Here is a 23,199-nt window from a genome sequence, read left to right on the forward strand (position 1 = left end):
GTCTTAGGTAGATCTATTAAATACAACTTCAATAGCATACAATACTTCGGCATCACTGTCAACGTATTGCAGGGGATTTTTTTAATTTAAAATTTAACTTAGGCTAATAAAGAAGCCAAGTCAACGTTGACGCTAGGGCCAAACGTTGAAGCGATTGAAACGTGTTGAACGTAAGTCCCACGCACAGCGGCTGGGCGGATACGTACAATCGTTTCGGCAATGGTCTTCAAGTTGCCGGCAAGCTTGTCAGCATCAAAGGAAACCTTACCAAATGGAACAGCAACGTTACCGTCCCGGTCAGTCCGGTAAGTAACTTGCCCGTTCTTAGCATCGGAAACAGCCTTTTCGACGTTCATCGTAACAGTCCCCGTCTTAGGGTTAGGCATTAAGCCCTTAGGTCCTAAGACCCGACCTAAACGACCAACTTGGGCCATCATGTCTGGCGTTGCAATCGCAACGTCAAAGTCCAACCAGCCGTCTTGGATGCGTTCTACTAAGTCTTGTTCGCCAACAACGTCAGCACCGGCAGCTTCTGCAGCCTTAGCTTGGTCACCCTTAGCGAATACGATTACCGTGGTTTCCTTACCGGTACCATTTGGTAATACTAATGCGCCACGGAGTTGTTGGTCCGCTTGCTTCGTATCAACGTTAAGCTTGAAAGCAACTTCAACAGTTGCATCGAACTTAGCGAAATCCATCTTCTTAACTAAATCAATCGCGTCGCCCATGCCGTAGACCTTGTCAGCCTCGACCATTTTGGCAGCGTCTTGATAATTCTTACCTCGTTTGTGAGCCATTTTTGTGTATTCCTCCTTGCAAATGTGGTTGTAACGGATAAACCTCCCACTTGACACATTTCATTTTCGTGAAGTGTCCGACTATCCGAAAACTGAGCTTAACCTTCGACCGTGAAGCCCATGCTCCGGGCAGTACCTTCAATCATGCGCATAGCTGCTTCAACATCAGCTGCGTTTAGATCTTGCATTTTAGTTTCAGCGATTTGCTTAACTTGATCTTTGGTTACCGTAGCAACCTTTTTCGTGTTAGGTTCGCCAGAACCACTTTCAACACCAGCGGCCTTCTTCAACAGAACAGCTGCTGGAGGGGTCTTGGTGATGAAATCAAAGGAACGATCTTCATAGACACTGATCACAACAGGAATGATCATACCAGCTTGGTCAGCGGTACGAGCGTTGAATTCCTTAGTGAAGCCCATGATGTTGATACCTGCTTGACCTAAAGCTGGTCCAACTGGGGGAGCTGGGGTTGCTTTACCCGCAGGAATTTGTAATTTAACGACATTAGCTACTTTTTTAGCCACGAGACAATACCTCCTTGAGTCCGTGTGTGGTAAGTGGGGCTGTTAGTTTGCCCCTCCCACTTTGTACATATGCGTCACGCATACCTGAGAATCATACCACACTTTACTAACCACAACAAGTTCTTTTTGAATTAGCCTAAGATTGGGTCGACTTGGTCAAAGTTCAGTTCAGTACTGGTTTCCCGACCGAACATATCGATGTTGACCTTCAACTTCATCTTTTCGTCATCGACTTCGGTAATCTTACCGACTAAGCCACTGAAGGCACCGTCGACGATGGTTACGGAATCGCCAGGCGCAACGTCCAGGTCAGCGTGACGGGCAGAAATACCGACACGACGTAAGATCCGTTCCACTTCATCGGGTAACAGTGGCGTTGGCTTACTTCCTTGCCCATGGGAACCCAAGAACCCGGTAACCCCAGGCGTGTTCCGGACGATATACCAAGCTTGGTCACTCATGACCATTTCAACTAAGACGTAGCCAGGGAAAGTCTTTTCCATGGAGACCTTGTCCTTACCATTCTTAACTTCGTGTTCCTCTTCTTCAGGAACGACAACGCGGAAAATGTTGTCTTGCATCCCCATTGATTCGGACCGTGATTCCAAGTTCGCCATAACTTTGTTCTCGTAACCCGCGTAGGTGTGAAGAACGTACCATTGCTTTTCAGCTGACTCAACCATGTTTGGTGCACTCCTTTAATTTTCATTGACTTTTCGAGCAAAATAAAAAAACTCCGCATACACGAAGTTCCCTGTTACCAACTAATATAGCATATTTTAAGTGATTTGACCACCGACAATTCCGATTAGGAAAGGAACTTTAAGCCGTATTGCACGACCCAGTCGACGACCGCAAAGAAGATTGCGAACAGGACAGAAATGCCGACCACAGTGCCCGTGTCGTGACGAGTCTGCTTAACGCCGGGCCAAGAAACTTGTTTCATTTCGGCACCGACCGATTTGAAGAAACGGAATAAACGCATGGTGTTGCCTCCCTAAAATTAATGTTTGTCGTGATTATCAGTCAAATTAACGGGTTTCCCGGTGTAACGTGTGCTTGCCACAGTACTTACAATACTTCATAACCTCAAGTCGTTGTGTCCGTGTTGCACTCGCAGTGATGGTGTAATTCCGCGACCCGCAAACTGAACAGGCCAGGGCAATTTTCCGTTGAGCCATCTTTCCACCACCTTTATTTTTATCCAATCCAACTCATACTGTAGTAGCTTACCATCCTTTGCCCCTGCCGTCAATCATTCGGCGAGGACTTGACGTAGCTTTGCCTGTCCCCGGTGGCAAGCGCCCCGCACCTGCTGATCACTCAGTTGATACTGCTGGCTAATACTCGCCAGTGTCTGTCCGAGCAGTAGCCCGGTGAACACCGTGTGCTCGATGCCCGAGAGTCTCGGCAAAACCTGGTAAATGGCCTCCTTGGTCTCGAGTTGTTCCCGCAATAACCAGTGGTGATCTGGCACCGTATCCGCAATGTACTCGGCCTCCGTCTCAATCGACATGGCGTTGCGGGTCATTTGTCGTTTGAGCGCCTGGGCCTGACGAATCAAGTCAAAAATCCGGTGGGCCAAGCGCAGCCGGTAGTAGGCCCCAAAGCTACGGAGCCGGTCTGCGTCAAACCGGCGAACCGTGTCACACATGACTAGCAACGCCTCCTGTTCCCAATCTCCCGGCTCAAACTCCGGGATAAAATATTGTTTTTGCAGTCGCTGTAACACGGGTCGGTAGCGCTCAAACAAAATGGGTAACGCGGGTGAATCCAGACTCTGATGCAGCAGCTCAATTAACGCGTGATCGGATAAGTCAGACACGGGTAACGCCTCCCCTTAAGTAGTTACTTAAGTCTAAAGGAGCCCGTCCCCACGCCATAGCGAACGAACGTTTTCCGCGCAATTTATTTTGTTATGCAATCGATTTTCTCACCAAATAAAAATGGTGCGCGCCCATCAAGCACCCACACCACTTTCCCGCAAAAGAGACTTACGGTTTCTTTTTTCGTTTTGGTTTCGCCATCATCTGGTCGCGGAGCTTTTCCAACTTGTACAGCTGTTGGTCATTCCACGGCGACTTGCGCACGATACCCTTGTCCGCAAATTCACGGGCGGTCTGTTTCACTTCGTTTTGCGCCCGCTCAATGTCCGTCAGCAGTTCCCCGGCTGGAATCCGCAGGGCCCCCTCCGAAAAGATGGTCCACTGCTCCGCCTGGTCACTGGTGGCGACCGTCACCTGGGTGAACCGCGTCTGCCGTTCCTTCGCTAATTTTTCAATATAGCTGTCGGCGGTCTCGTCGCGGTTGGTCCAGACAACCTCCAAGTCAAACTGCTTATAACTCTTAGAAATGCCGGGTACGTACATGGCATCAAACACCACCGTGATCTTGGCATCCCGCAATTTTTTATAGTTGGCCAGCATGTTCAACAGCTCATCCCGTGCCTCTGGTAACCGGTCCGTTAACTTCAGCCGGTTGAGTTTGGGCCAGTTGCCGATCATGTTGTAGGCATCGACAATTAAAATGTCTTCTTTCATTACAACTTACCCCTCGCTCGTAACCGTTCTTTAGTGTTGAACCGGATGCCGAGAACTGAAGCCTTGATACATCAACAGTCCCGCAGCGACACTCGCGTTCAAGCTCTGCACTTCACCGACCATGGGAATCGTTAACATCTGGTCAACGGTTTCCTTTAAGAGGCGAGAAATACCCTTGCCTTCGTTCCCAATGATCAGGGCACTGGCGCCCTTGGCGTTCCAGTCTCGGTAGTCGGTCCCGGCCATATCGGTCCCAAAGACCCAGACACCGCGGTCCTTCAGGTCATGTACGGTGTTGACCAGGTTGGTCACCCGGGCAACGGGCACGCGTTCGATGGCCCCGGTCGAGGTCTTGGCCACGACTGACGTCAACCCAACGGCCCGGCGCTTGGGGATAATCACCCCGTGCACACCACTGGCATCGGCCGTCCGCAAGATGGACCCCAAGTTATGGGGATCTTCAACGCCGTCCAGAATCAAGAAGAAGGGTTCTTCGCCGGCCTTTTTGGCGTTGGCGAAGAGGTCATCGATCGTGGCGTATTCAAATGCGGCCACGCCCAGAGCAACCCCTTGGTGATTCTGGTGGTCGGTTAAGAGGTCTAACTTTTGCTTAGGCACTTCAGAAATCACTAAGTGCCGCTTCTTAGCCAATTGGCGAATTTCGTCAATGGCCTCAGCCTTTAAGCCACTTTGGAGAAAGACCTTGTTGATCGTTTGTTGACTCCGCAATGCGGCGACGGCTGGGTGCCGGCCAATCACGAAATCGTTACTGGTTTCGGTATTTGCTTGTTCTGTCATTATTCAGTCCGCCCCGCTTCTACTTGTTCAATGCACCATTGGCCGAGTTCATCCACGCGGTCCTGCCGTCCACTCAAGGCCAGGTAGCCCATTAAAGCTTCAAACCCGGTTGAGATGCGGTAGGTCACGACGTCCGTGTTCTTAGCGTGGGTGTAACTCTTGGCGTTGCGCCCCCGTTTGAACATGGTCCACTCGTCCTCACTTAAAATGCCGTCTTGTTCCATCAGGCTGATCAAGGCTGCTTGGGCCTTGGCCGACACGTAATGGGTGGCCTTCTTCTGTAAATGATTGGGCTTGGCTAGGCCTTCCGCAATCAGGTGCCGCCGTATGATGACCTCATAGGAAGCATCACCCATGTAGGCCAGGGCCACCCCATTCAGTTGTTGATAATCTACTGTCGCTGTCATTAATTTTCCTTTCGCCAACGCGTCCCTTGGGGCGTGTCTTCCAAAATAATCCCTTGGTTCTTCAATTGTTCTCTGATTTCATCGCTGCGTTCAAAGTTCCGGGCCTTCCGGGCAGCCAAGCGTTCATCGATCAAGGCTTGAATCCCGTCGTCACCCAGACTCGTCGCCTCGGCCAACTTCACCCCAAAGACACTGAGTAGGTCGGCTAACGTCTTACGCATAAATTCTAGCGTCCCGGCAAACACCACGGGCCGTTCCGCGTAAACGTTGCCCAAACGGGAAAGTTCAAAGACTTCGGCGACCCCATTTTGGACGTTAAAATCATCATCCATCGCATCAATGTAGTCGGCAACGATTTGCCGGGTTTCTTGTTCAACCTTAGGATCATTGCCAGCTTCGGCATCCTTCAGGCGGTACCCCATGTTGTTGTACGCCGTCTGGAGCCGTTCCAGGTTGCGTTCCGCCGTATCCAGGTTCTGTTGCGTGTACTGGATGGGTCGACGATACTGGGTCGTTGCCATGAAGAAGCGCAACGTCTGGGGATCCACGGTCTTCAAGATGTCATGGACCGTGACGAAATTACCGAGCGACTTGCTCATCTTTTCATCATCATCGCCCACCGTGACAAAGCCGTTGTGCATCCAATAATGAACAAAGGTTTTGCCCGTCTTGGCTTCACTCTGAGCAATTTCGTTTTGATGATGGGGGAAGATCAGGTCTTCGCCACCACCGTGAATGTCAAAGGTATCGCCCAGGTAGTGCGTCGACATGACCGAGCACTCGATGTGCCAGCCCGGCCGACCAGCGCCCCAAGGAGATGGCCAGGAAATTTCACCCGGTTTGGCGCCCTTCCACAGAGCAAAGTCGACGGGATCTTCCTTGCGGGCGGTCTCCTCATCATTGGTATGCTGGGAAGCCCCCTCTTCAAGGTCGTCGAGGTTCAGGTGAGCCAGTTCGCCGTAGTGGGCAAACTTATGCGCGCGATAATAGACGTCCCCATCAACCGGATAGGCATAACCCTTATCGATCAATTCCTGAACAAACGCCACGATCTCAGTGATGTGGTCGGTAGCCCGGGGATTGACCGTGGCGGGTTCTACGTTCAAGGCCGCCGTATCTTCCTTAAAGGCTGCAATGAACTTGTCTCCCAACTCGGGCACGGTAATACCTTCCTTGTGGGCTTCATTGATCATTTTATCATCGACATCCGTGAAGTTAGACACGTAGGTCACTTGATAGCCGCGATACTCAAAGTACCGGCGAATCGTATCAAAGGCAATGGCACTCCGCGCATTCCCAATATGAATGTAATTGTAAACGGTCGGGCCACACACGTACATGTTGACCACTCCCGGGGTAATTGGTTCGAATGTTTCTTTCTGGCGAGTCATGGTATTAAAAACTTTGAGCATGCCGAAGCTCCTTTCACGTCATTAGTTGAATTATAGTTTGAATTAATCCTGCTGGCGGCTATTTACGTGTGCCCGCGATTGGGCTGACATCAAAGTAGCTACTTTGCCACACTGACGAAACCTTTTAAAACAGGCAAACCATGCAGGACCAAATGAGTTAGCTCCATTGTAGCATATTCACCCGATAACAAAGAAGCCGAATGAGCGCCAATTGGCCCTCATTCGGCTTCTTTACCAAATCATTAGCCTTCTAATTGTGCTAAGGTCTGGTGAATGTGTTCTAAGGCGGTTTCCCGTCCAACTAATTCGATGGATTCAGGTAATTCTGGTCCGTGCATTTCGTGGGTCACGGCAATTCGGATTGGCATCCAAAGTTGACGGCCCTTAATGCCGGTCTTAGCTTGAACGGCCTTGATCACGTGGAAGATTTCTACGGAATCAAAGAGGTCGAGCTTTTCAATTTGGGCAGCGAATTCCTTCAAAACGACAGGGGCCGTTTCGTTGTTGATTTCGTCAAAGGCTTCACCACTGACTTGTTCGGGTTCTTCAAAGAAGACCGAAGCCATGTCATTGATTTGAGCCATGTAACTCATTTGCCGCTTGTACAAATTGATTAATTGACGTGCCCATTCCAACTTCATGTTGTCTGGGTTAGCAGGAATATTGCCGGCCTTGATCAATTGCTTCAAGGCCAAGTCCATGATGGTGCTGTCGTCAGCATCCTTCACGTAACGGTTGTTCAACCATTCCAGCTTGTCGCTATCAAAGGTGGCTGGTGAAGAGCTCAGACGCGTTTCATCATACATCTTGATAAATTGCTTCCGGTTAAAGATTTCATCTTCACCGACTGGGGACCAGCCCAACAACAGAATGAAGTTGAACATGGCTTCTGGTAAGTAACCCAGGTCGCGGTATTGTTCGATGAATTGTAAGACGGATTCGTCACGCTTGGACAGCTTCTTACCGGTGTCCTTGCTGATGATCAGACTCATGTGCCCAAACTTTGGTGCTTCCCAACCGAATGCTTGGTAGATCATCAATTGTTTTGGCGTGTTGGCAACGTGGTCATCACCCCGGAAGACGTGGCTGATAGCCATCTTGTGGTCGTCAACGACAACGGCAAAGTTGTAGGTTGGCATCCCATCGCGCTTGGCGATAACAAAGTCCCCACCAATGGTGTCGGAGTTAAAGGCCACGTGACCCTTTACCATGTCGTCCCATTCAAAGACTTCATCCTTAGGGACGCGGAAACGAATAACTGGCTTCAAGCCCTTAGCCTTAGCGGCGTCAATGGCAGCTTGCTTTTCTTCTTCGTTCATCCCAGCATATTCGTATTCGTAATGAGGCATTTCCTTACGCGCCTTTTGGGCTTCGCGGTCAGCAGTTAATTCATCTTCCGTCCGGTATGATTCGTAAGCTTTGCCTTCGTCCAACAATTGTTGGATGAGTGGCGTGTAAATGTCGCGGCGTTCAGACTGACGGTAAGGACCGTAGTCGCCACCGACGTCGGGACCTTCGTCCCAATCCAAACCGAGCCACTTCAAGTTTTCTAATTGGCTCCGTTCACCGTCAGCGATGTTCCGTTTCGTATCCGTATCCTCGATCCGAATGATGAACTTACCCTTGTTGTGACGGGCAAATAAATAGTTGAAAATGGCCGTCCGGGCATTACCAATATGCAAATGACCGGTTGGGCTCGGAGCGTACCGAACCCGAATTGAATTTTTCGCCAAAACGTTTGCGCCTCTTTCTAAATTTTATTACGTTAATTTGGTGAAACCTCGTCATAATTTTATGACGCAATGCTTTAATTCTACAATGTCGTCGCGGAAAAATAAAGGCGTGAGCCTCAATCCTTTCCAGAAATGTGAAATTGTCTAGTCCATTACCGTGAACGTTTGGCGTTTTTGGACTCGCTAGACCCCTTCTTACCGGCATCGGCTTGTTCTTCAATATTCTTGCTGGAATGTAATGGCTTGGCAAAAATCATCCGCCCAGCATCCGTTTGAATGGCACTGGTAACCACGACATCCAGTTGTTTATTGATAAAGTACCGCCCGTCTTCGACCACGACCATCGTGCCGTCGTCGAGGTAAGCGACCCCCTGTTGGCGTTCAGTCCCGTTCTTCACGACCATCACGTGGAGGTTTTCTCCAGGAATGACTCGTGGTTTCAGGGCGTTGGCTAAGGAGTTAATGTTCAGCACCTGAACATTTTGGAACTGGATGACCTTGTTCAAGTTGTAATCATTGGTGACGATGACCCCGCCGTTTTGCTTGGCCAACGCAATCAATTTGCTATCTACCTCAGGAATATCTTCGAAGTCACCTTCGTACATTTCAATTGGCATGATATGTTCATTTTGCAACTTGTTCAAAATATCCAGTCCGCGCCGACCACGAACCCGTTTGATAGAATCGCTAGAATCCGCGATGTACTGGAGTTCATAGAGCACGAAGTTGGGCACCAGTAGCGTGCCTTCCAGGAAACCGGTCTTGGCTAAATCATAGATCCGCCCATCGATTAAAATGTTGGTATCCAAGATTTTGTAGTGATGGAAATTAGGTTCCGTCTCCTTGTCCAAGACCTTCTTGTCGGCCTCTTCCTCAGCCTTTTTCCCGCGGGATTGGAACAGCTTACGCCACTCCTCCAGCCGAATCTTGCTGAGCCGCGCCCCGATACGGAACCCGAAGTAACCGAACAGCAACATCAGGATCCACGGAATCACCGTTCCAATAAAGAATGACGGCACGTGGAATAGAAATTGCGAAATCAGTAAAGCCAGTGCCAGACCCACAATGGTCAGCAGGCTACCGAAGATAATGGTCATCGGGTTTTGCTTATTCAGGTACGTTTCAATGCGGTTGATCAGTCGGAGAATCACGCCCGCGAAGAGGACTCCAAGAATAAGGAAAATAATGGCACCAAGCAAAATATTCACGATAACGTTGTTCAGTAACCGACTGGTCACCCCCATCAGTAGCCAGAGCCGGGAGAAGTAAGCGGCTCCCATGACCCCACCTAAGATGGCGAAAATAATTAACACAACCGTTTTTTTACGCATATTTGTTCACCTCCCTTCAAAGGTCCCTATGGCTTACACGCCGAGGGCTAATTTTAACGCTTGCCGCAAGGTGGAGACCCCCACCACATCAATGCCTTTGGGGGCCGTCCAACCTTGGAGGTTATTCTTAGGAACAAAAATCCGTTTGAAACCGAGCTTCTTGGCTTCAGCCACCCGGGATTCGATCCGGTTGACCCGACGAATTTCACCGGTCAAGCCGACTTCACCCACGAAGCAGTCCGTTGGTGCCGTGGCCGTGTCGCGATAGCTGGAGGCGATGGACAAGGCAATGGCCAAATCAATCGCTGGTTCATCCAGCTTAACGCCACCAGCCGCCTTCAAGAAGGCATCCTGGTTCTGGAGCATCAGGTTGGCCCGCTTTTCCAAAACCGCCATCAACAGGGCCACGCGGTTACGATCCAAACCACTTGAGGTCCGCTGGGCATTCCCGAAAACGGACGGTGAAATCAAGGCCTGAACTTCGACCAGAATTGGCCGCGTCCCTTCCATTGAAACCACGATAGCGGAACCTGTCGCATCCTTGAGCCGTTCCTCCAGGAATATTTCCGACGGGTTGGCAACCTCGTACAGGCCACCCTCGCGCATTTCAAAGATTCCCAGTTCGTTGGTCGAGCCAAACCGGTTCTTGACCGCCCGCAAAATCCGGTAGGTGTGGTGCAGGTCCCCTTCAAAGTAGAGGACGGTATCCACCATGTGCTCCAAAATCTTAGGGCCGGCAATCGCGCCACCCTTGGTCACGTGACCCACCACAAAGATGGTAATGTTATTGGTCTTGGCAATCTGCATCAGCTCACCCGTGACGGCCCGAATTTGTGAAACGGACCCGATGGCGGACTCAATGCCCGGTGCCTGCATCGTTTGGACGGAGTCAATCACCACGTAATCCGGCTGCATCTGCTCGATGTTGGCCCGAATACTGGCCATATCCGTCTCGGGATAGAGGTAAAGGTTATCACTGTTGACGACTAACCGGTCGGCCCGCATCTTGATCTGCGAGGCACTTTCTTCACCGGAAACGTACAGCACCTTGCCACCGGTCTCACTCAACTGGCCAGAAACCTGCAGGAGCAACGTGGACTTCCCGATACCGGGGTCCCCACCAATTAAGATGAGAGAACCGGCCACGATACCGCCACCCAAGACCCGGTTGAGTTCTTCCATCTTGGTCTTGGTTCGAGCCTCTGAGGAATGCTTGATGTCCTTCATTAATTGGGGATGGGATTGTTCGCTACCAACCGCAGTCCGGGTTGACTGAGGCTTAGCCTTTGCGGCCGTAGGTGTGACAACTTCTTCCACCATGGTATTCCACTCACCACAGTTCGGGCAACGCCCGAGATAACGCGGTGAACTATAATCACAATTTTGACATACGTAAGTCGTTCTTGGTTTAGCCACGGAGATCCCCCTTTTTCTTAGTCTGAATACCTATATTTTAGCATATCTAGCGGGTAATCCCCCACTAGTCTATCAGCGTCAATTGTAAAGTTTTAGTTACGGTCAGACGACCCAAATCCACCGGTCCGCTGTTGTTGCGGCGCCTGCTCATCATCAGCCAATAAATACGGCATGAACAGGCCCTGGGCAATGCGTTGCCCCTTCTTGATGACCTGGTCCTTTAACCCGACATTGATTAACTGGACGAAGATTTCGCCCTCGTTCTTTTCATTATTGTAGTAATCCGCATCAATCACCCCGATACCATTGGGTAAAATTAGGTTGTGTTTCAACGGACTGCTGGACCGATTGGCCAGAATCAAGACCTCGCCCGGTTGCATGTAGGCCTTAACGCCAGTTGGCACCAGCCAAGGCTTCAGGTCGCTTTGACCGGCCAGTAATTCATCGGTCGTCAACTCGTCCTGGTGCCGGAGTCGCTTGAAGGCGTGGAGCAGGTCATGCCGCCAAATAGATGGCAGGGTAAAGTCTTCGGCACACTCAAAATCGTAGCCGGCCGCCTGTTGAGTGGTCCGGTACGGTAGTTTCAGTCCGTGGTTGGCGTACTTGCTGACAATTTCAAATCCTCGTTGCATGTCAAAACACTCCCTTGATAGTCTTTTATCTTTTTCCTTGGTGTCGCCTCCGGGCTGGTGAAAACTGGGCCTGGTCGCGTCCGTTCCCGGCGGTGAGCTCAAGCTGCCCTGCTGTGGGGTCGGTTCCAGCCTGAGAAACGGGCTTCCACCTCAACTTTGCGCCTGAAAACCGGTCGCAAAGGTTGCCCCGTGGACTAGGCTGGCAAAGAACGCCAGCCAAGACCACCGACACAGCTGGTCACCTTGGCTCGCCTCTGGTCACTTCCACGACTGACCCAGTTTTCCCAGCCCTGCGGCTTACATTGGCTTAACCCGTAATCGACTAATCCGTCTGTCGCTGTCTTTCGCTGAGCATTTCAATCAATTAATATGATAACGGTCAGACTGGCAGAGGACTTCATCGGTGTCTCCTGCCGCTTGGTTCAACAATTTTCACACGGAAGGTAACTTAAACAAGCATTGGCCTAGTTACCGTGAGTTATTAATTTTACCATTTACACCAGCATTCGCAACGATTATATCCGAACGAGTTGAGCAAATTGGTCGAGCGGCTTCTTGTTGCCATCACTGTTTATCGTTTAAACATTGTGAGTCTCCCAATTCGGTCGGCCCAGCAATGCCTACTTTAGTGTAAGCAACCTCCCCCGTGATTACCAGCAAAAGTCTGACCATCGCCAAACTTTTTTGCCGGGGAAAAGGAGTTGACAATGACCGGCCGATAGACCAGAATTAGAGGCGAGACTGGTCATGAAAGGAGTTTACCCATGACGATTACGGAACAACCCGGGCAATTGCAGATTACCCAAGACGAGCAACCGCTGGCAAGCCTACACTACCTGTGTTTGAGCGACACCAGCTGGGTGCTTGAACAAATCTTTGTCCGCCCATCACAGTCCGCCACGATGCTAGCTGACCAGCTGATAAATCGTTTTACCCAACTGGCAACGACCGCAAATGTGACGGTTAAACTGCTTGATCCGTACGCCAAACGGTACTTCAGCCAGCACCCCGAGGAACAGGCCATTTTGGCAGCTAATCAGCTACCCGTGACCGGCGACGCGGCGGTCAAACCAGTTGCTTTACATCTAGAACACACAGAAGAGGAGTAGTTAAGATGGATCAAAACGCATTAAAAGCCCTTGTTGGCCAAGAAGCCGTTAAGTACGTTAAGGACGGCATGATTTTAGGTATTGGGACCGGTTCGACCGTCCGTTACATGATCGACGCCCTCGGCGAACGAGTGAAGAACGAAGGCCTCAGCATCGTTGGTGTGGCTACGTCCGACCGTTCCGCCAAGCAAGCCGAATCCCTCGGCATCACCATCAAGCAATTAGATGAAGTCGACCACCTCGACCTCACCATCGATGGCGCCGACGAAATTGACGACAACTTCCAAGGTATCAAGGGTGGCGGTGCCGCTCACCTTTGGGAAAAGATCGTTGCCATCAACTCCACCAAGAACATGTGGATCGTGGATGAAAGCAAAATGGTTCACCACTTGGGTAAGTTCCCCTTGCCACTGGAAGTCATCCCCTTTGGTTCCAGCCATGTCCTGGAAAAGTTAGACAAGATGGGCTTCAACCCTAGTTTCCGGATGCAAGAAGACGGCAGCCACGTCTTAACCGACTCCAAGAACTACATCATCGACCTGCACCTGGGCCGCATCGACCATCCCCACGAATTAGCCAACACGTTGAACGGTATCGTGGGTCTCGTGGAACACGGGTTATTCCTGGACACGGTCAACACGGTTATCGTTGGTCGCCAAGACGGACCAGAAGTCTTGAACGCTCGCGACTAATTTTTAAGAGTGTGCCATATAAGATTGCAATAACAAACGCGTCTGGGATTTTCTTCCAGGCGCGTTTTTCGTACACCCAGCAATATATTGCTGTCGTTAAGACCCCACCCATGAAACTAATGACTCGGTAGTGTATCATTAAGTTATGCATTAAATATTTGTAGAGCGAGGTAATCACATGGAAACGACACAGTTAAGCAACGGCGTGACCATCCCAATGTTAGGATTCGGGACTTATTTAATCGATAGCAAGGACGTCCCCACATCAATCAAGACGGCTTTAGACGCCGGTTACCGGCACCTCGATTGCGCCCACATTTACGGCAATGAACCAGCCGTTGGTGCGGCTATCAAGGCTTCCGGCGTTGACCGTTCTGACCTGTTTATCACCTCCAAGGTCTGGAACGCCGATCAGGGCTACGACAAGACCCTGGCCGCTTTTGACAAGACGTTGGCCGACTTACAACTGGACTACCTGGATCTCTACCTGATCCACTGGCCTAATGAGAAAAACTTCGACCTGACCTTGGACACGTGGCGTGCCTTAGAAACCCTGTACCAACAAAAGAAGGTCCGGGCCATCGGGGTGTCTAACTTCTCCAAGGACCAACTCGAACAGGTCTTTGCCATGGCCAAGGTTAAGCCAATGGTCAACCAAATCGAACGCCACCCTTACAAGGTACAAGCCGACTTGGGCAAGTTCGATACGGACAATGGCATCGTCAATGAAGGCTACTCCCCAATCGGTCATGGTCACTTGATTCTCGAAGACCCCGTCATTTCGAAATTGGCCGACAAATACGGCAAGTCCCCGGCGCAAATCGTTTTGCGGTGGCAAATCGACACGGGCTTCGTGGTCTTTCCGAAGTCGTCCAAGCCAGCTCGGGTTCGCGAAAACTTTGAAATTTCTGGTTTTCACTTAACGGATGCAGAAATTGCTGAGATTAATGGGTTGGATCAAGATAAGCATTTGAACTACGACTAAACTGACTGGTTTGTTGCAATTGATTAACTGACGCTAGTCTGAAAAAAATTTACTAGCGTTTCATACAGAACTTCCTGATGATACTTGCATTGGGAGGTTCTTTTTTAATGCGCTACTTTGCGTCTTTCCTGACGTACACGAAACAAGCTCCTTTGTATTTCACATTGTGTTATTCATTTGATTAATCCGCACACGAATATATATAATTGAAAAACTAACGGTCATCGTAATTATTAACATTATGATTATCATGATTGAATTCAATACTTAGGAGATAATTTTTTGAAACTACATAAGTTACTCGCTGCTACGCTGGCAGCCGCCAGTTTGTTAGGTGGGACGCTAGCGACTGCTACCCCGGCAATGGCTAAGGCGAAGAAGTTTGTTTACTTTTCAAGTGATAGCCCGATTCATAAGCAGTATAAAAGCATGAACAAATATACCTTGAACAAAACTTTTGCTGTCAAGTATTCAAGTAAAATTAAGATTAAGCATCTCTATGTTTTCCACGTTTCACCTATGAACAGTCGCTACCAAACCTGGGTTAAAGTTACTGGAACCATCTATGATAATGGCACTAGTGATATCGAACTCAGTGGCCAGGGATTATATGATCCTATCACATTTTTAGACACTGCCAATGCAGGCAAAATTTCTGCCGCTCTCGATTCATCTAATTTTTTTGGTGTCGCTTCACATTCTAAACAAAATTTTCAACTGCTTTATCACATTAAAGACAAAACTAACAAACTAGGCGCATCAAAACTGACTATAAGAACTGTTTACGATAACAGTGCCTACACATCAAAAAAACTAAAACTAAATCTTAATTAGCAAAAAGGACGTTCCCTCAACAAACTGAAGCAGGACGTCCTTTTCATTTACTTTCGCCGCTTCAACAACAACCACACCAACCCAATAACCGTCACCCCAACAGCCCCCAAAACCACCATGTAAAAAATACTATCCGCAATAGCCAAGTCACCACTCCCCTTTTCACGCGTTTACCCTTTAGTATCCACAAACCTGCCCCGCCTGTCACCACATTTTTCACCAACTTGCCCAATTCTATACAAAAAATGAGAAGATTGGAGTACAATGAGAGAATAAGATAGGAGAGTGACGTCATTGAGTAAAGAAATCACGGCGGATCAAACCGCCCGTTATCAACAAGCTTTAGCTACTGACCCAACCGCGAAGGTCTTGGAACGCGCCGTCAGTCATCAAGGTATCTTAGCAACGTCTGCCGATTACGCTTCCGAAACCGACATGACTCCCGTGTTCTCCATTGACTTGGACACCGGGAAAGTTGCCAACCAAAAGCAAAGTGGCCGCTGCTGGATGTTTGCCGCATTGAACACCATGCGTCATCATTTAGCTGACCTGTTTAACTTAAGTGACTTTGAATTATCCCAAAACTACACCAACTTCTGGGACAAATTTGAAAAAGCGAACTACTTCTACGAAAACGTCTTGGCCACCGCTGACCAACCTACGTCTAGCCGGAAGGTTGCCTTCTTAATGGCGACCCCCCAACAAGACGGTGGGCAATGGGACATGCTGTGTGCCATCATTCAAAAATACGGGATCGTGCCAAAGTCCGTGATGCCTGAAACTTACAACAGTTCCAAGTCTAACGAACTCAACAGCACCTTGAACCTGAAGCTGCGTAAGGATTCCGTTATCTTACGTAAGCTGGTTGCTGACAAGGCTAGCGCCGACGATATCGCCGCTGCCAAAGACAAGATGCTCGGCGAAGTTTACCGCTTACTGAGCTTCTCCCTCGGCGAACCCGTCAGCAAGTTTGACTTTGAATACCGTGACGATGACAAGCAATACCACATCGACAAGGACTTAACGCCAAAGTCATTCTTCGACAAGTACATCAACTGGGACTTGACCGACTACGTGTCCATCATCAACGCCCCAACCGCTGACAAGCCATACAACCACACCTACACCGTTGAAATGCTGGGTAACGTGGTCAGTGGCCGTCAAGTGAAGCATTTGAACGTTACAATGAAGGACTTTAAACAATTAGCCATCAAGCAATTGCAGGCTGGCCAATCCGTTTGGTTCGGTTGTGATGTTGGTCAATCTTCCGAACGTCAAAAGGGGATCATGGACACCAAATACTACGACAAGGATGCCCTCTTCAACATCGACTTCTCCACGACCAAGGCAGAACGCCTGGACTACGGGGAAAGCATGATGACCCACGCCATGGTCTTGACTGGTGTCGATTTAGTCGACGGCCAACCAACCAAGTGGAAGGTTGAAAACTCCTGGGGTGAAAAGGTCGGCACGAAGGGTTACTTCGTGATGAGCGATGCCTGGATGGACGAATACTGCTACCAAGTTGTTGTTAACAAGCAATTCTTGCCTGACGACTTGAAGCAAATCCAAGAATCTGAAGAACCAACTGTTTTGGCCCCTTGGGATCCAATGGGTGCCTTAGCCTAAGTTGTTGGTCACTAGAAAACGCCTGAGATGAAAGTCTCAGACGTTTTTTTGATGCCGTTTGTTTTCCTGCTGGTCATGCCGCTGCCTGGCGACTTGCCGTTGATACCCATCCAAAATGAGCATCAAATCAATTAATAAAAACAGCCCACCCAACACTAAATTAAACCGCACATAGGCCATTTGGACCGCTGAAAATGCCAGGATGGGTGCCAACTGCCACCACATGCTGTTAAGCACCGGATAACGCCAGTGCCACCGTTTCTGAACCAGCGGCACCACGATGACCGCCAACAAGACCATGACGGCCAGTGACACGCCGTACACCCCGGATAACTGATGATTGAACCCAACGTCGAGCATGGTTCCGCCCCCTTTTCTTTAGTGTACCGCAACGACGCAATGATATACTGACTAATCATTCCCACTGACGAATTTGTCCGTCGGTGACGCGACCTGCCGACCGACAAACTTCCCCCTAAAAAACTGCCTAATCGTCTCCCCCAAATGGACAGACGACTAAGCAGTCGTTGATTTACTTTAATTTTTTCGCTGAATTGATCTGTTGGAACGTCTGTAACGCCAAATCTTCCGTTGACCAGTCCGGATACATCGTTTTCTTCTCGAAGTTGTTCGACAGGAAGACGACGCCATTCTTGCCGTTCTTACTGATGGCAAAGGTGCTCTCGTAGTAATCGCCCATGCCGTGACCGTAATACCCGTTGCCCTGGTCAAGGTGGTAAACCCCACCGGCGTAATGAATCGTGGCGTCCGCCTCATGAAGCACCTGCGCGCCCGCTGGCGTGTTTAGCAGGCTACCCTGGACAATTGCCCGTTCCGCTCTGAACACGTCACCCGTGCTCATTGTGGCGTTCCCTGTGGCCACCTGGACGGCCATGCTGGCGGCCGATGGCTTGTGTGGCTCACTGTAATCCCGCGGCGTGGCGCCGGCATAGCCCGTCGTCATCCCCTTGGTCTTGGACCGCAGCTGCGCAAATCCGGTGTGGTTCAGGTTCAGTGGCGTGACCATTTGTTGGTAAAATAAATCGTAATAGGAATCATGCGTTACCTGATGCAAAATGCCCGCCAGCAACGTGAAACAGATCTGCTGGTAGTCGAATTGGCCGATCTTGCTAGGGTCGATCCGCACGTTTTGACTGACGTACTGGTAAACCTCATTTTCCGTCAGCGTCCGGCCCGGTTTGAGCTCACCGGTAATCCCGGCCTCCATGTTGAGCATCTGGCGAATCGTCACGCGGTTACTGCCCTTGATGCCCGGATAATACTGGTTCAACCGGTCCGTCAGCTGCAGTTGACCCGCCTGAGCCGCCTTAATGACCAAGAACCCGGTCATGGATTTTTGCACGGAATTGATCAGATACTGCGACGTGACCTTGTTCTTCTTGTGCTTGGCCGCGTTGGCAAACCCGAAGGCCCGCTGATAAACGACCCGATCATTCTTCACGACCAGCGCCGTTCCCACGAACTTCTTGTTCTTCAGTTCCTGGGTCAGGTGGGCGCTAAATTTTGGATGCGCCTGTCCTTTGTTCGTGCGGTCAAAGGCCGTCTTGCTTAAATTCCGGTGACGCTTGCTGGCCGCGGCATCCGCCGCCAACGTCGCCTTGGTTTGCTGGGCGTGCTGACGATTGCTCATCGCCACTTCTCGCTTATCCTGCTGATCAATGGCGTGCATCCCAAAAACCACGCCGCCAATCCCCAAGATGACGACGAACAATACCGCCCAATGGCGTAAGTTTCGTTTATTCAATTTTCTCTCCCCCAATTAGATTCCCCTACTGCCTTTTTACCGCCTAAACGGTCGGACCTAACTGTCTTACCTTGATTATACGAAAAAGTCGGCCAAAGACAATGAATGTCTTCGCCGACAGCGGGAACTTATTATTTACTTTAAAAACTTACAGGGTTTGCTTGGCTAACACGTTTAGGCGGTCATCAAAGTCGTAGCGAATAGGTTCACCGTTCGCAACTTCAACCTTGCTAATGTCCGCATCGGCCACGTGGTCCAAGTACTTAATCAATGCGCGTAACGTACTGCCGTGGGCCACGACTAACTGATTGTGCCCATCCAATAACCGTGGGGCAATCTGGTCCGTCCAGTAAGGCAGTAACCGATGATAGGCCATCTCCAGGCTCTCACCCCGGGGTTCCACGTGCGGCCCGAACTGGTCGTAACGCCGGTCCTGACTCACGTGATCCAGTAAGGGCGGCACCGTTTCAAAGCTTCGCCGCCAAATCTTGATTTGCGCCTCACCGACCCGCGCCTTGACCGCGGCTTTGTTCTTCCCCCGTAACGCGCCGTAATGGCGTTCGTTCAGTCGCCACGACTTGTATTCAGGAATATACAGTTGGTCGATGGCTTCCAGCACGATGTTGGACGTCACAATGGCGCGCTGTAGCATGGAGGTGTGTAACGCCTCAAACTGTAAGCCCGTGGCCGCCACCAATTTGCCAGCCGCGGCCGCCTGTTCACGACCCTTAGCCGTCAGTGGCACGTCACTCCACCCCGTGAAAATGTTGTCTCGGTTCGCGACACTTTCCCCGTGTCGTAAAATGACCAGCGTTGCCATTGATCATGCTCCCTTTCTCTCGTTGCAATTCTCACTGATAATCATAACATAGGTTTGACGTGGCTTCGCGCAATTTGTGCTCATTTTCACGTATTTTTCTCCTGCCCCTAACCTTTTGGAAACACCTATGGCAACCATAAAAAAAGCGTTCCCCAGAAGTTCTGAGAAACGCCTCATAGAAATTTTAAAAGTTAAACGCTTAGTCAGCTGAGGATTCAGAGTGCGCTGCCAATTTCGCAGCCACAGAGTCGTCGGCTTCCTGGAAGTCGCTGGCGTCTTCTTCTGCCAGAGCAGATTCGCGCGCCTTGACCCGGTTCCCCATGAAGGTGATGACCGACCCAATCAGGATAATCACGATGCCGACAATCGTGTTGGTCAAGATCTTTTCGTGAATCAGGACTGCGGCCATGATCGGTGCCAACCCTGGCTTGATGAAGAAGACCAGAGACGCCGTGGAGACATCGGAACGTTCCATGGCTAAGAAGTAAAAGGCAAACCCACCACCGGTGACACAGACCCCGATGAAGAATAAGATCCAGAAGTATTGTAAGCTAATATTTTGCAAGATTGGCATCGCGGCAAATTGGCGCGACCAGTTTGCTTGCCGTAAGCCACCCGCAACGGCAGGAATGTGGGTGATCAACATGATCACGAACAATTCCAATGACCCGGCCAAGAACGTGAAGCAGGTCATGACGATTCCGTTGAAGTGGTGACGCACGGAGCCCCACCGGGACACGATACTATACAACCCAAAGGTCAAGGCGGAGGCAATCGCCAGCGTCAAGCCAACGGGATTGGTCAAATGGGCGGGGTTCACAATGACGACCAGCCCAATGATTGACACGATAACGGCAATCAAGTTCGCTCGGCCTAACCGTTCGTGCAAGATCAGGTAAGAGAAGATCAAGGCGAAGACGGGGTTACAGCTGAACAGAACGGCCACGGTCGAGGCTTCGTCGACGCTGATAGCCAATTGGTACAGCGTCATACTGATGATGACACAGACCAGCCCGGTCAAGAAGAACAGGGCCCAGTCACCACGGTTTAACCGGTGACTTTGTTTATGTAAGGCTCGTAAAGCAATGGGTAATAGGATCAAGCCCCCGATGAAAAAGCGAATCAGGTTCAGCTGAATCGGATTGAACGCATTTCCAGCGGACTTCAGAGCAATTTCCATGGAACTAAACATTAACGTTGAAAACGCGATATACAGTAGTGTTTTTCTCAAAACGAAAAAATGTTCCTCCTTATTAAGTCAAACGGCATCAATCAGGCAACGTGTTGGACGATGACCATCAGAATCGGAATGACCACTAAACTTAGGAGGGTAGTTTCGGTTACCATGATGGCCGCGTAATCGGCGTCGGCGCGGTAGAGTTTCGCCACCACCGGCGCGTTGGTCATTACGGGCATCGCTGCTTGTAAAATAAAGACTTGTTTCATTAGAATTGGCATGCTAGTTGGTAAGACGAGCAATCCCATCAAGACCGGGGCGACGATGAAGCGTCCCAGGAGAATTCCCAGGCTGTCGCGGTCGACGTGGACATTTTGTAAGCCCGCCCCGGCAATCGCCGTTCCGATGAAAATCATCGACAACGGAATCGTTAGGCCACCAATATATTGGAAGTCTTGCATGATCCAACTCGGCAATTGAATGTCGAGCAGAACCAGCAGGACCCCCAGAATGAATCCCAGTAACGGCGGCGAGAAAATCTTCTGCAGCGTCTGTTTGAGGTCAAACTTAGCTGCGCCCTGCCCGTCGCGTTGAATCAGGTAAACCCCCAACGTCCAGAAAAAAGTCGTGTTGGCCATGTAATAGACCAGCACAAATGGCAGACTCTTGGGGCCGAACAACGCTTCGTTGACCGGCAATCCCACGAACACGGTGTTGGAATTCAAAAACATGGATTCAAACAGGCCGCGGTGCTTGGGGTTAATGCGAAACACATGAAAGGCAATAATGGAGAGCCCAAACATGATCAGCATCGAGACGATGGGAAACCGTAGATCCGGCAGCGTCTTCTTCAGCGTTTCCGCCGAGAATTTCGCCGTGATCGTACTGATCATGTAGGCGGGCAACGCAATCTGCGTGACCAACCGGGCAATTAACTTGGGCGCTTGGTCATCAAACCAGCCACGCCGGGAAAGCACGTAGCCCAGGCCAATCATGACTAGGATGATCAAAACACCCGAAACGCTTCGAATAAAGACGGCCATCGGCGTCCCTCCCCACTTAAACATTACCAAAAATTAGAGTTTCTTAAGCAACGCTTCTTATTATAGCACGCCCCCACCGCCGACTCCCTTCGCAACCGTTTACAAATAGCGCTATAATACACTTTAGGTTACCTTGACAACTCGGTAGATTTGGCTTTATCCGGTCTAGACGGCTCCCCAAACTAGCCGATTTAGCCGGAAGAAACATTTACGAATGACGATTTTTATGGTCTAATGAATTAATTGAGTCTACAGATGGGATTCCAGGGGAATTAGCAAATCTGTATCACCGGTGCCGCCACGCTTCTCGTGCGCCTGGCCCGGCGCGTCAGCCAAAGTTTTTTAATGAGGATGAGGAAATAATTATGCCAAATGACAATACACCTAAACGGCAGCACAAACCCGAGGATTTCGAACAGGTCTATGACAGCCGCGCCGACCGTAACTCACACTTTAAAACACCCAAGGTTCACCCACACCGCCCCATTATGTGGACGGTCGTGCTCTTCATTTTAGTCATGATCGGTGGTGGCCTCGCGTATGGTTACCAGGCTTGGACGTCCGCTAAGAAGACGTTTAGCCAGACCTACGAGGCCTCAAATGCTGCCAAGAGCCGGAACGTTTCCGCCGTGCTGAAGTCCAACAAACCCTTCTCGATTCTCCTGATGGGGACCGACACCGGGGCGCTGGGCCGTTCAGACGTCGGCCGGACCGATACCATGATGGTCGCTACCATCAACCCAACCAAGGAAACCGCCTACCTGACCAGTATTCCCCGGGATACCCGGGTAACGGTCGGTTCCGGCGCCAACGCGTCGATTCAAAAGATCAACGCTGCCTACACGATTGGTGGGCCAAAGACGGCCGTGAAGACCGTGGAAGACCTGTTGGACATCCCCATCGACTTCTACGCCATCGTCAACATGGGTGGCCTGGAAAAAATGGTCAATGCCGTGGGCGGGGTCGATGTGAAACCGACGCTGACCTTCCAGTACGGTGCGGCCAACGTGGTCAAGGGCAAGAAGACCCATTTGAATGGGAAACAAGCGTTGGACTACTCCCGGATGCGGCATGACGATCCGTTGGGTGACTACGGTCGACAGAAACGGCAACGTGAGGTCTTACAGAAACTGGTCGTGAAGGCGGCTGGCCTGTCCTCCATTACCCGGTACCAAACCATTTTGAAATCATTGAATGGGAACCTGAAGACCGACCTGACCTTTGACGACCTGATGCAGATTCGGGCCAAGTACGGGGATGCCTCCCACCACATCAAGTCCGAAACCCTGCAGGGGCAAGACGCGATGATTGATGGGCTCTCCTATCAAGTCCCAACCACGACCGAGCTGAAACGGGTGTCGAACCACATTCGTAAGACGCTGGGCCTGGCCAATACCAAGAAATTCACGACTGACGCTGATACCAGCACGACCGGTGATACCTCCTATGACAATAGCGGGGCTACCGGGAGCGGATACGGCTACTAAGTTAAAATTGTTTCACCTGGCGTCCGGGAAATTTCCGGATGCCTTTTTTGTTGGCACGGGTCGCCTAA

25 protein-coding genes and 1 other annotated feature (1 of these 26 only partly in view) are annotated in these 23,199 nt (G+C 50.4%); of the genes, 6 read left to right on the forward strand and 19 right to left on the reverse strand.

Going from position 1 to position 23,199, the window contains the following annotated elements; genetic code table 11:
• Positions 1-26: a sequence feature (ribosomal protein L10 leader region), on the reverse strand (it extends 99 nt beyond the left edge of the window).
• A gap of 72 nt (positions 27-98) precedes the next feature.
• The 14 genes from rplA to JUF13_RS07855 form a co-directional block, all read right to left on the reverse strand.
• Complete coding sequence (gene rplA / locus JUF13_RS07790; RefSeq protein WP_125765684.1) at positions 99-797, reverse strand: 50S ribosomal protein L1; 699 nt, start codon at positions 795-797, stop codon at positions 99-101.
• A gap of 98 nt (positions 798-895) precedes the next feature.
• Positions 896-1,321, reverse strand: a complete 426-nt coding sequence (gene rplK / locus JUF13_RS07795; protein WP_057732912.1) for a 50S ribosomal protein L11 — start codon at positions 1,319-1,321, stop codon at positions 896-898.
• A 131-nt stretch (positions 1,322-1,452) separates the two neighbouring features.
• Positions 1,453-2,004: a transcription termination/antitermination protein NusG gene (gene nusG / locus JUF13_RS07800; RefSeq protein WP_125765683.1), complete on the reverse strand. Its 552-nt coding sequence runs from the start codon at positions 2,002-2,004 to the stop codon at positions 1,453-1,455.
• Between the two features lie 125 nt (positions 2,005-2,129).
• A complete protein-coding gene (gene secE / locus JUF13_RS07805; RefSeq protein ID WP_125583947.1) occupies positions 2,130-2,306 on the reverse strand; it encodes a preprotein translocase subunit SecE in 177 nt (58 codons plus the stop codon).
• 46 nt (positions 2,307-2,352) lie between these two features.
• A complete protein-coding gene (rpmG, locus tag JUF13_RS07810) occupies positions 2,353-2,502 on the reverse strand; it encodes a 50S ribosomal protein L33 (protein WP_125765681.1) in 150 nt (49 codons plus the stop codon).
• Positions 2,503-2,576: 74 nt separating this feature from the next.
• On the reverse strand, positions 2,577-3,146 hold the full coding sequence (locus JUF13_RS07815) for a sigma-70 family RNA polymerase sigma factor (RefSeq protein ID WP_203638975.1): 570 nt from the start codon (positions 3,144-3,146) through the stop codon (positions 2,577-2,579).
• Between the two features lie 169 nt (positions 3,147-3,315).
• Positions 3,316-3,861 carry an NYN domain-containing protein gene (locus JUF13_RS07820; RefSeq protein ID WP_125765679.1) on the reverse strand — a complete coding sequence of 182 codons (546 nt, stop codon included), beginning with the start codon at positions 3,859-3,861 and terminating at the stop codon, positions 3,316-3,318.
• 30 nt (positions 3,862-3,891) lie between these two features.
• A complete protein-coding gene (gene rlmB / locus JUF13_RS07825) occupies positions 3,892-4,659 on the reverse strand; it encodes a 23S rRNA (guanosine(2251)-2'-O)-methyltransferase RlmB (protein ID WP_203638977.1) in 768 nt (255 codons plus the stop codon).
• The gene (locus JUF13_RS07830) at positions 4,659-5,066 is read right to left on the reverse strand and encodes a Mini-ribonuclease 3 (RefSeq protein WP_125765677.1); all 408 of its coding nucleotides are present in this window, start codon (positions 5,064-5,066) and stop codon (positions 4,659-4,661) included. The genes rlmB and JUF13_RS07830 overlap by 1 nt, the downstream gene beginning before the upstream one ends.
• Positions 5,066-6,478, reverse strand: coding sequence for a cysteine--tRNA ligase (gene cysS, locus JUF13_RS07835; RefSeq protein ID WP_203638979.1), 1,413 nt, complete (start codon positions 6,476-6,478; stop codon positions 5,066-5,068). The genes JUF13_RS07830 and cysS overlap by 1 nt, the downstream gene beginning before the upstream one ends.
• A gap of 242 nt (positions 6,479-6,720) precedes the next feature.
• Positions 6,721-8,211: a glutamate--tRNA ligase gene (gltX, locus tag JUF13_RS07840; RefSeq protein ID WP_203638980.1), complete on the reverse strand. Its 1,491-nt coding sequence runs from the start codon at positions 8,209-8,211 to the stop codon at positions 6,721-6,723.
• Positions 8,212-8,363: 152 nt separating this feature from the next.
• Positions 8,364-9,542, reverse strand: coding sequence for a PIN/TRAM domain-containing protein (locus JUF13_RS07845; RefSeq protein ID WP_203638981.1), 1,179 nt, complete (start codon positions 9,540-9,542; stop codon positions 8,364-8,366).
• Positions 9,543-9,575: 33 nt separating this feature from the next.
• Complete coding sequence (gene radA, locus JUF13_RS07850; RefSeq protein ID WP_203638982.1) at positions 9,576-10,958, reverse strand: DNA repair protein RadA; 1,383 nt, start codon at positions 10,956-10,958, stop codon at positions 9,576-9,578.
• 92 nt (positions 10,959-11,050) lie between these two features.
• Positions 11,051-11,590: a dCTP deaminase/dUTPase family protein gene (locus JUF13_RS07855; RefSeq protein ID WP_203638983.1), complete on the reverse strand. Its 540-nt coding sequence runs from the start codon at positions 11,588-11,590 to the stop codon at positions 11,051-11,053.
• A gap of 764 nt (positions 11,591-12,354) precedes the next feature.
• Between JUF13_RS07855 and JUF13_RS07860 the strand changes: the two genes are divergently transcribed.
• The 5 genes from JUF13_RS07860 (at position 12,355) to JUF13_RS07880 (ending at position 16,839) form a co-directional block, all read left to right on the forward strand.
• Positions 12,355-12,699, forward strand: coding sequence for an N-acetyltransferase (locus tag JUF13_RS07860; RefSeq protein ID WP_203638984.1), 345 nt, complete (start codon positions 12,355-12,357; stop codon positions 12,697-12,699).
• 5 nt (positions 12,700-12,704) lie between these two features.
• On the forward strand, positions 12,705-13,391 hold the full coding sequence (gene rpiA, locus JUF13_RS07865; protein ID WP_203638985.1) for a ribose-5-phosphate isomerase RpiA: 687 nt from the start codon (positions 12,705-12,707) through the stop codon (positions 13,389-13,391).
• 178 nt (positions 13,392-13,569) lie between these two features.
• The gene (locus JUF13_RS07870) at positions 13,570-14,376 is read left to right on the forward strand and encodes an aldo/keto reductase (RefSeq protein WP_203638987.1); all 807 of its coding nucleotides are present in this window, start codon (positions 13,570-13,572) and stop codon (positions 14,374-14,376) included.
• 282 nt (positions 14,377-14,658) lie between these two features.
• The gene (locus JUF13_RS07875; protein WP_203638989.1) at positions 14,659-15,210 is read left to right on the forward strand and encodes a hypothetical protein; all 552 of its coding nucleotides are present in this window, start codon (positions 14,659-14,661) and stop codon (positions 15,208-15,210) included.
• Between the two features lie 294 nt (positions 15,211-15,504).
• Entirely contained in the window at positions 15,505-16,839 is a 1,335-nt protein-coding gene (locus JUF13_RS07880) for a C1 family peptidase (RefSeq protein ID WP_203638991.1), read from the forward strand.
• A gap of 36 nt (positions 16,840-16,875) precedes the next feature.
• On the opposite strand, the gene JUF13_RS07885 is transcribed toward JUF13_RS07880, so the two are convergent.
• The 5 genes from JUF13_RS07885 to JUF13_RS07905 all read right to left on the reverse strand — a co-directional run bounded on the left by JUF13_RS07885 (position 16,876) and on the right by JUF13_RS07905 (position 21,644).
• The gene (locus JUF13_RS07885; RefSeq protein ID WP_203638993.1) at positions 16,876-17,199 is read right to left on the reverse strand and encodes a hypothetical protein; all 324 of its coding nucleotides are present in this window, start codon (positions 17,197-17,199) and stop codon (positions 16,876-16,878) included.
• 172 nt (positions 17,200-17,371) lie between these two features.
• Entirely contained in the window at positions 17,372-18,604 is a 1,233-nt protein-coding gene (locus JUF13_RS07890; protein WP_203638995.1) for a serine hydrolase domain-containing protein, read from the reverse strand.
• A 148-nt stretch (positions 18,605-18,752) separates the two neighbouring features.
• Positions 18,753-19,424, reverse strand: coding sequence for a 2,3-bisphosphoglycerate-dependent phosphoglycerate mutase (locus tag JUF13_RS07895; protein WP_203638997.1), 672 nt, complete (start codon positions 19,422-19,424; stop codon positions 18,753-18,755).
• Positions 19,425-19,623: 199 nt separating this feature from the next.
• Positions 19,624-20,655, reverse strand: a complete 1,032-nt coding sequence (locus tag JUF13_RS07900) for a DMT family transporter (protein ID WP_203638999.1) — start codon at positions 20,653-20,655, stop codon at positions 19,624-19,626.
• A gap of 41 nt (positions 20,656-20,696) precedes the next feature.
• The gene (locus JUF13_RS07905) at positions 20,697-21,644 is read right to left on the reverse strand and encodes an AEC family transporter (protein WP_203639001.1); all 948 of its coding nucleotides are present in this window, start codon (positions 21,642-21,644) and stop codon (positions 20,697-20,699) included.
• Positions 21,645-22,009: 365 nt separating this feature from the next.
• Here JUF13_RS07905 and JUF13_RS07910 point away from each other — a divergent pair, with 365 nt between their 5' ends.
• Entirely contained in the window at positions 22,010-23,131 is a 1,122-nt protein-coding gene (locus tag JUF13_RS07910; protein ID WP_203639004.1) for an LCP family protein, read from the forward strand.
• Positions 23,132-23,199 lie beyond the last annotated feature (68 nt).

It is taken from the genome of Levilactobacillus wangkuiensis (assembly GCF_016861605.1).
In the GTDB taxonomy this organism is placed as follows: domain Bacteria; phylum Bacillota; class Bacilli; order Lactobacillales; family Lactobacillaceae; genus Levilactobacillus; species Levilactobacillus wangkuiensis.

Coding starts and splice junctions, on each gene's coding strand:
- rplA (WP_125765684.1), bottom strand. CDS start 797: ATGGCTCACAAACGAGGTAAGAATTATCAAGACGCTGCCAAAATGGTC.
- nusG (WP_125765683.1), bottom strand. CDS start 2,004: ATGGTTGAGTCAGCTGAAAAGCAATGGTACGTTCTTCACACCTACGCG.
- secE (WP_125583947.1), bottom strand. CDS start 2,306: ATGCGTTTATTCCGTTTCTTCAAATCGGTCGGTGCCGAAATGAAACAA.
- rpmG (WP_125765681.1), bottom strand. CDS start 2,502: ATGGCTCAACGGAAAATTGCCCTGGCCTGTTCAGTTTGCGGGTCGCGG.
- JUF13_RS07820 (WP_125765679.1), bottom strand. CDS start 3,861: ATGAAAGAAGACATTTTAATTGTCGATGCCTACAACATGATCGGCAAC.
- rlmB (WP_203638977.1), bottom strand. CDS start 4,659: ATGACAGAACAAGCAAATACCGAAACCAGTAACGATTTCGTGATTGGC.
- JUF13_RS07830 (WP_125765677.1), bottom strand. CDS start 5,066: ATGACAGCGACAGTAGATTATCAACAACTGAATGGGGTGGCCCTGGCC.
- cysS (WP_203638979.1), bottom strand. CDS start 6,478: ATGCTCAAAGTTTTTAATACCATGACTCGCCAGAAAGAAACATTCGAA.
- JUF13_RS07845 (WP_203638981.1), bottom strand. CDS start 9,542: ATGCGTAAAAAAACGGTTGTGTTAATTATTTTCGCCATCTTAGGTGGG.
- JUF13_RS07855 (WP_203638983.1), bottom strand. CDS start 11,590: ATGCAACGAGGATTTGAAATTGTCAGCAAGTACGCCAACCACGGACTG.
- JUF13_RS07860 (WP_203638984.1), top strand. CDS start 12,355: ATGACGATTACGGAACAACCCGGGCAATTGCAGATTACCCAAGACGAG.
- rpiA (WP_203638985.1), top strand. CDS start 12,705: ATGGATCAAAACGCATTAAAAGCCCTTGTTGGCCAAGAAGCCGTTAAG.
- JUF13_RS07870 (WP_203638987.1), top strand. CDS start 13,570: ATGGAAACGACACAGTTAAGCAACGGCGTGACCATCCCAATGTTAGGA.
- JUF13_RS07885 (WP_203638993.1), bottom strand. CDS start 17,199: ATGCTCGACGTTGGGTTCAATCATCAGTTATCCGGGGTGTACGGCGTG.
- JUF13_RS07895 (WP_203638997.1), bottom strand. CDS start 19,424: ATGGCAACGCTGGTCATTTTACGACACGGGGAAAGTGTCGCGAACCGA.
- JUF13_RS07905 (WP_203639001.1), bottom strand. CDS start 21,644: ATGGCCGTCTTTATTCGAAGCGTTTCGGGTGTTTTGATCATCCTAGTC.
- JUF13_RS07910 (WP_203639004.1), top strand. CDS start 22,010: ATGCCAAATGACAATACACCTAAACGGCAGCACAAACCCGAGGATTTC.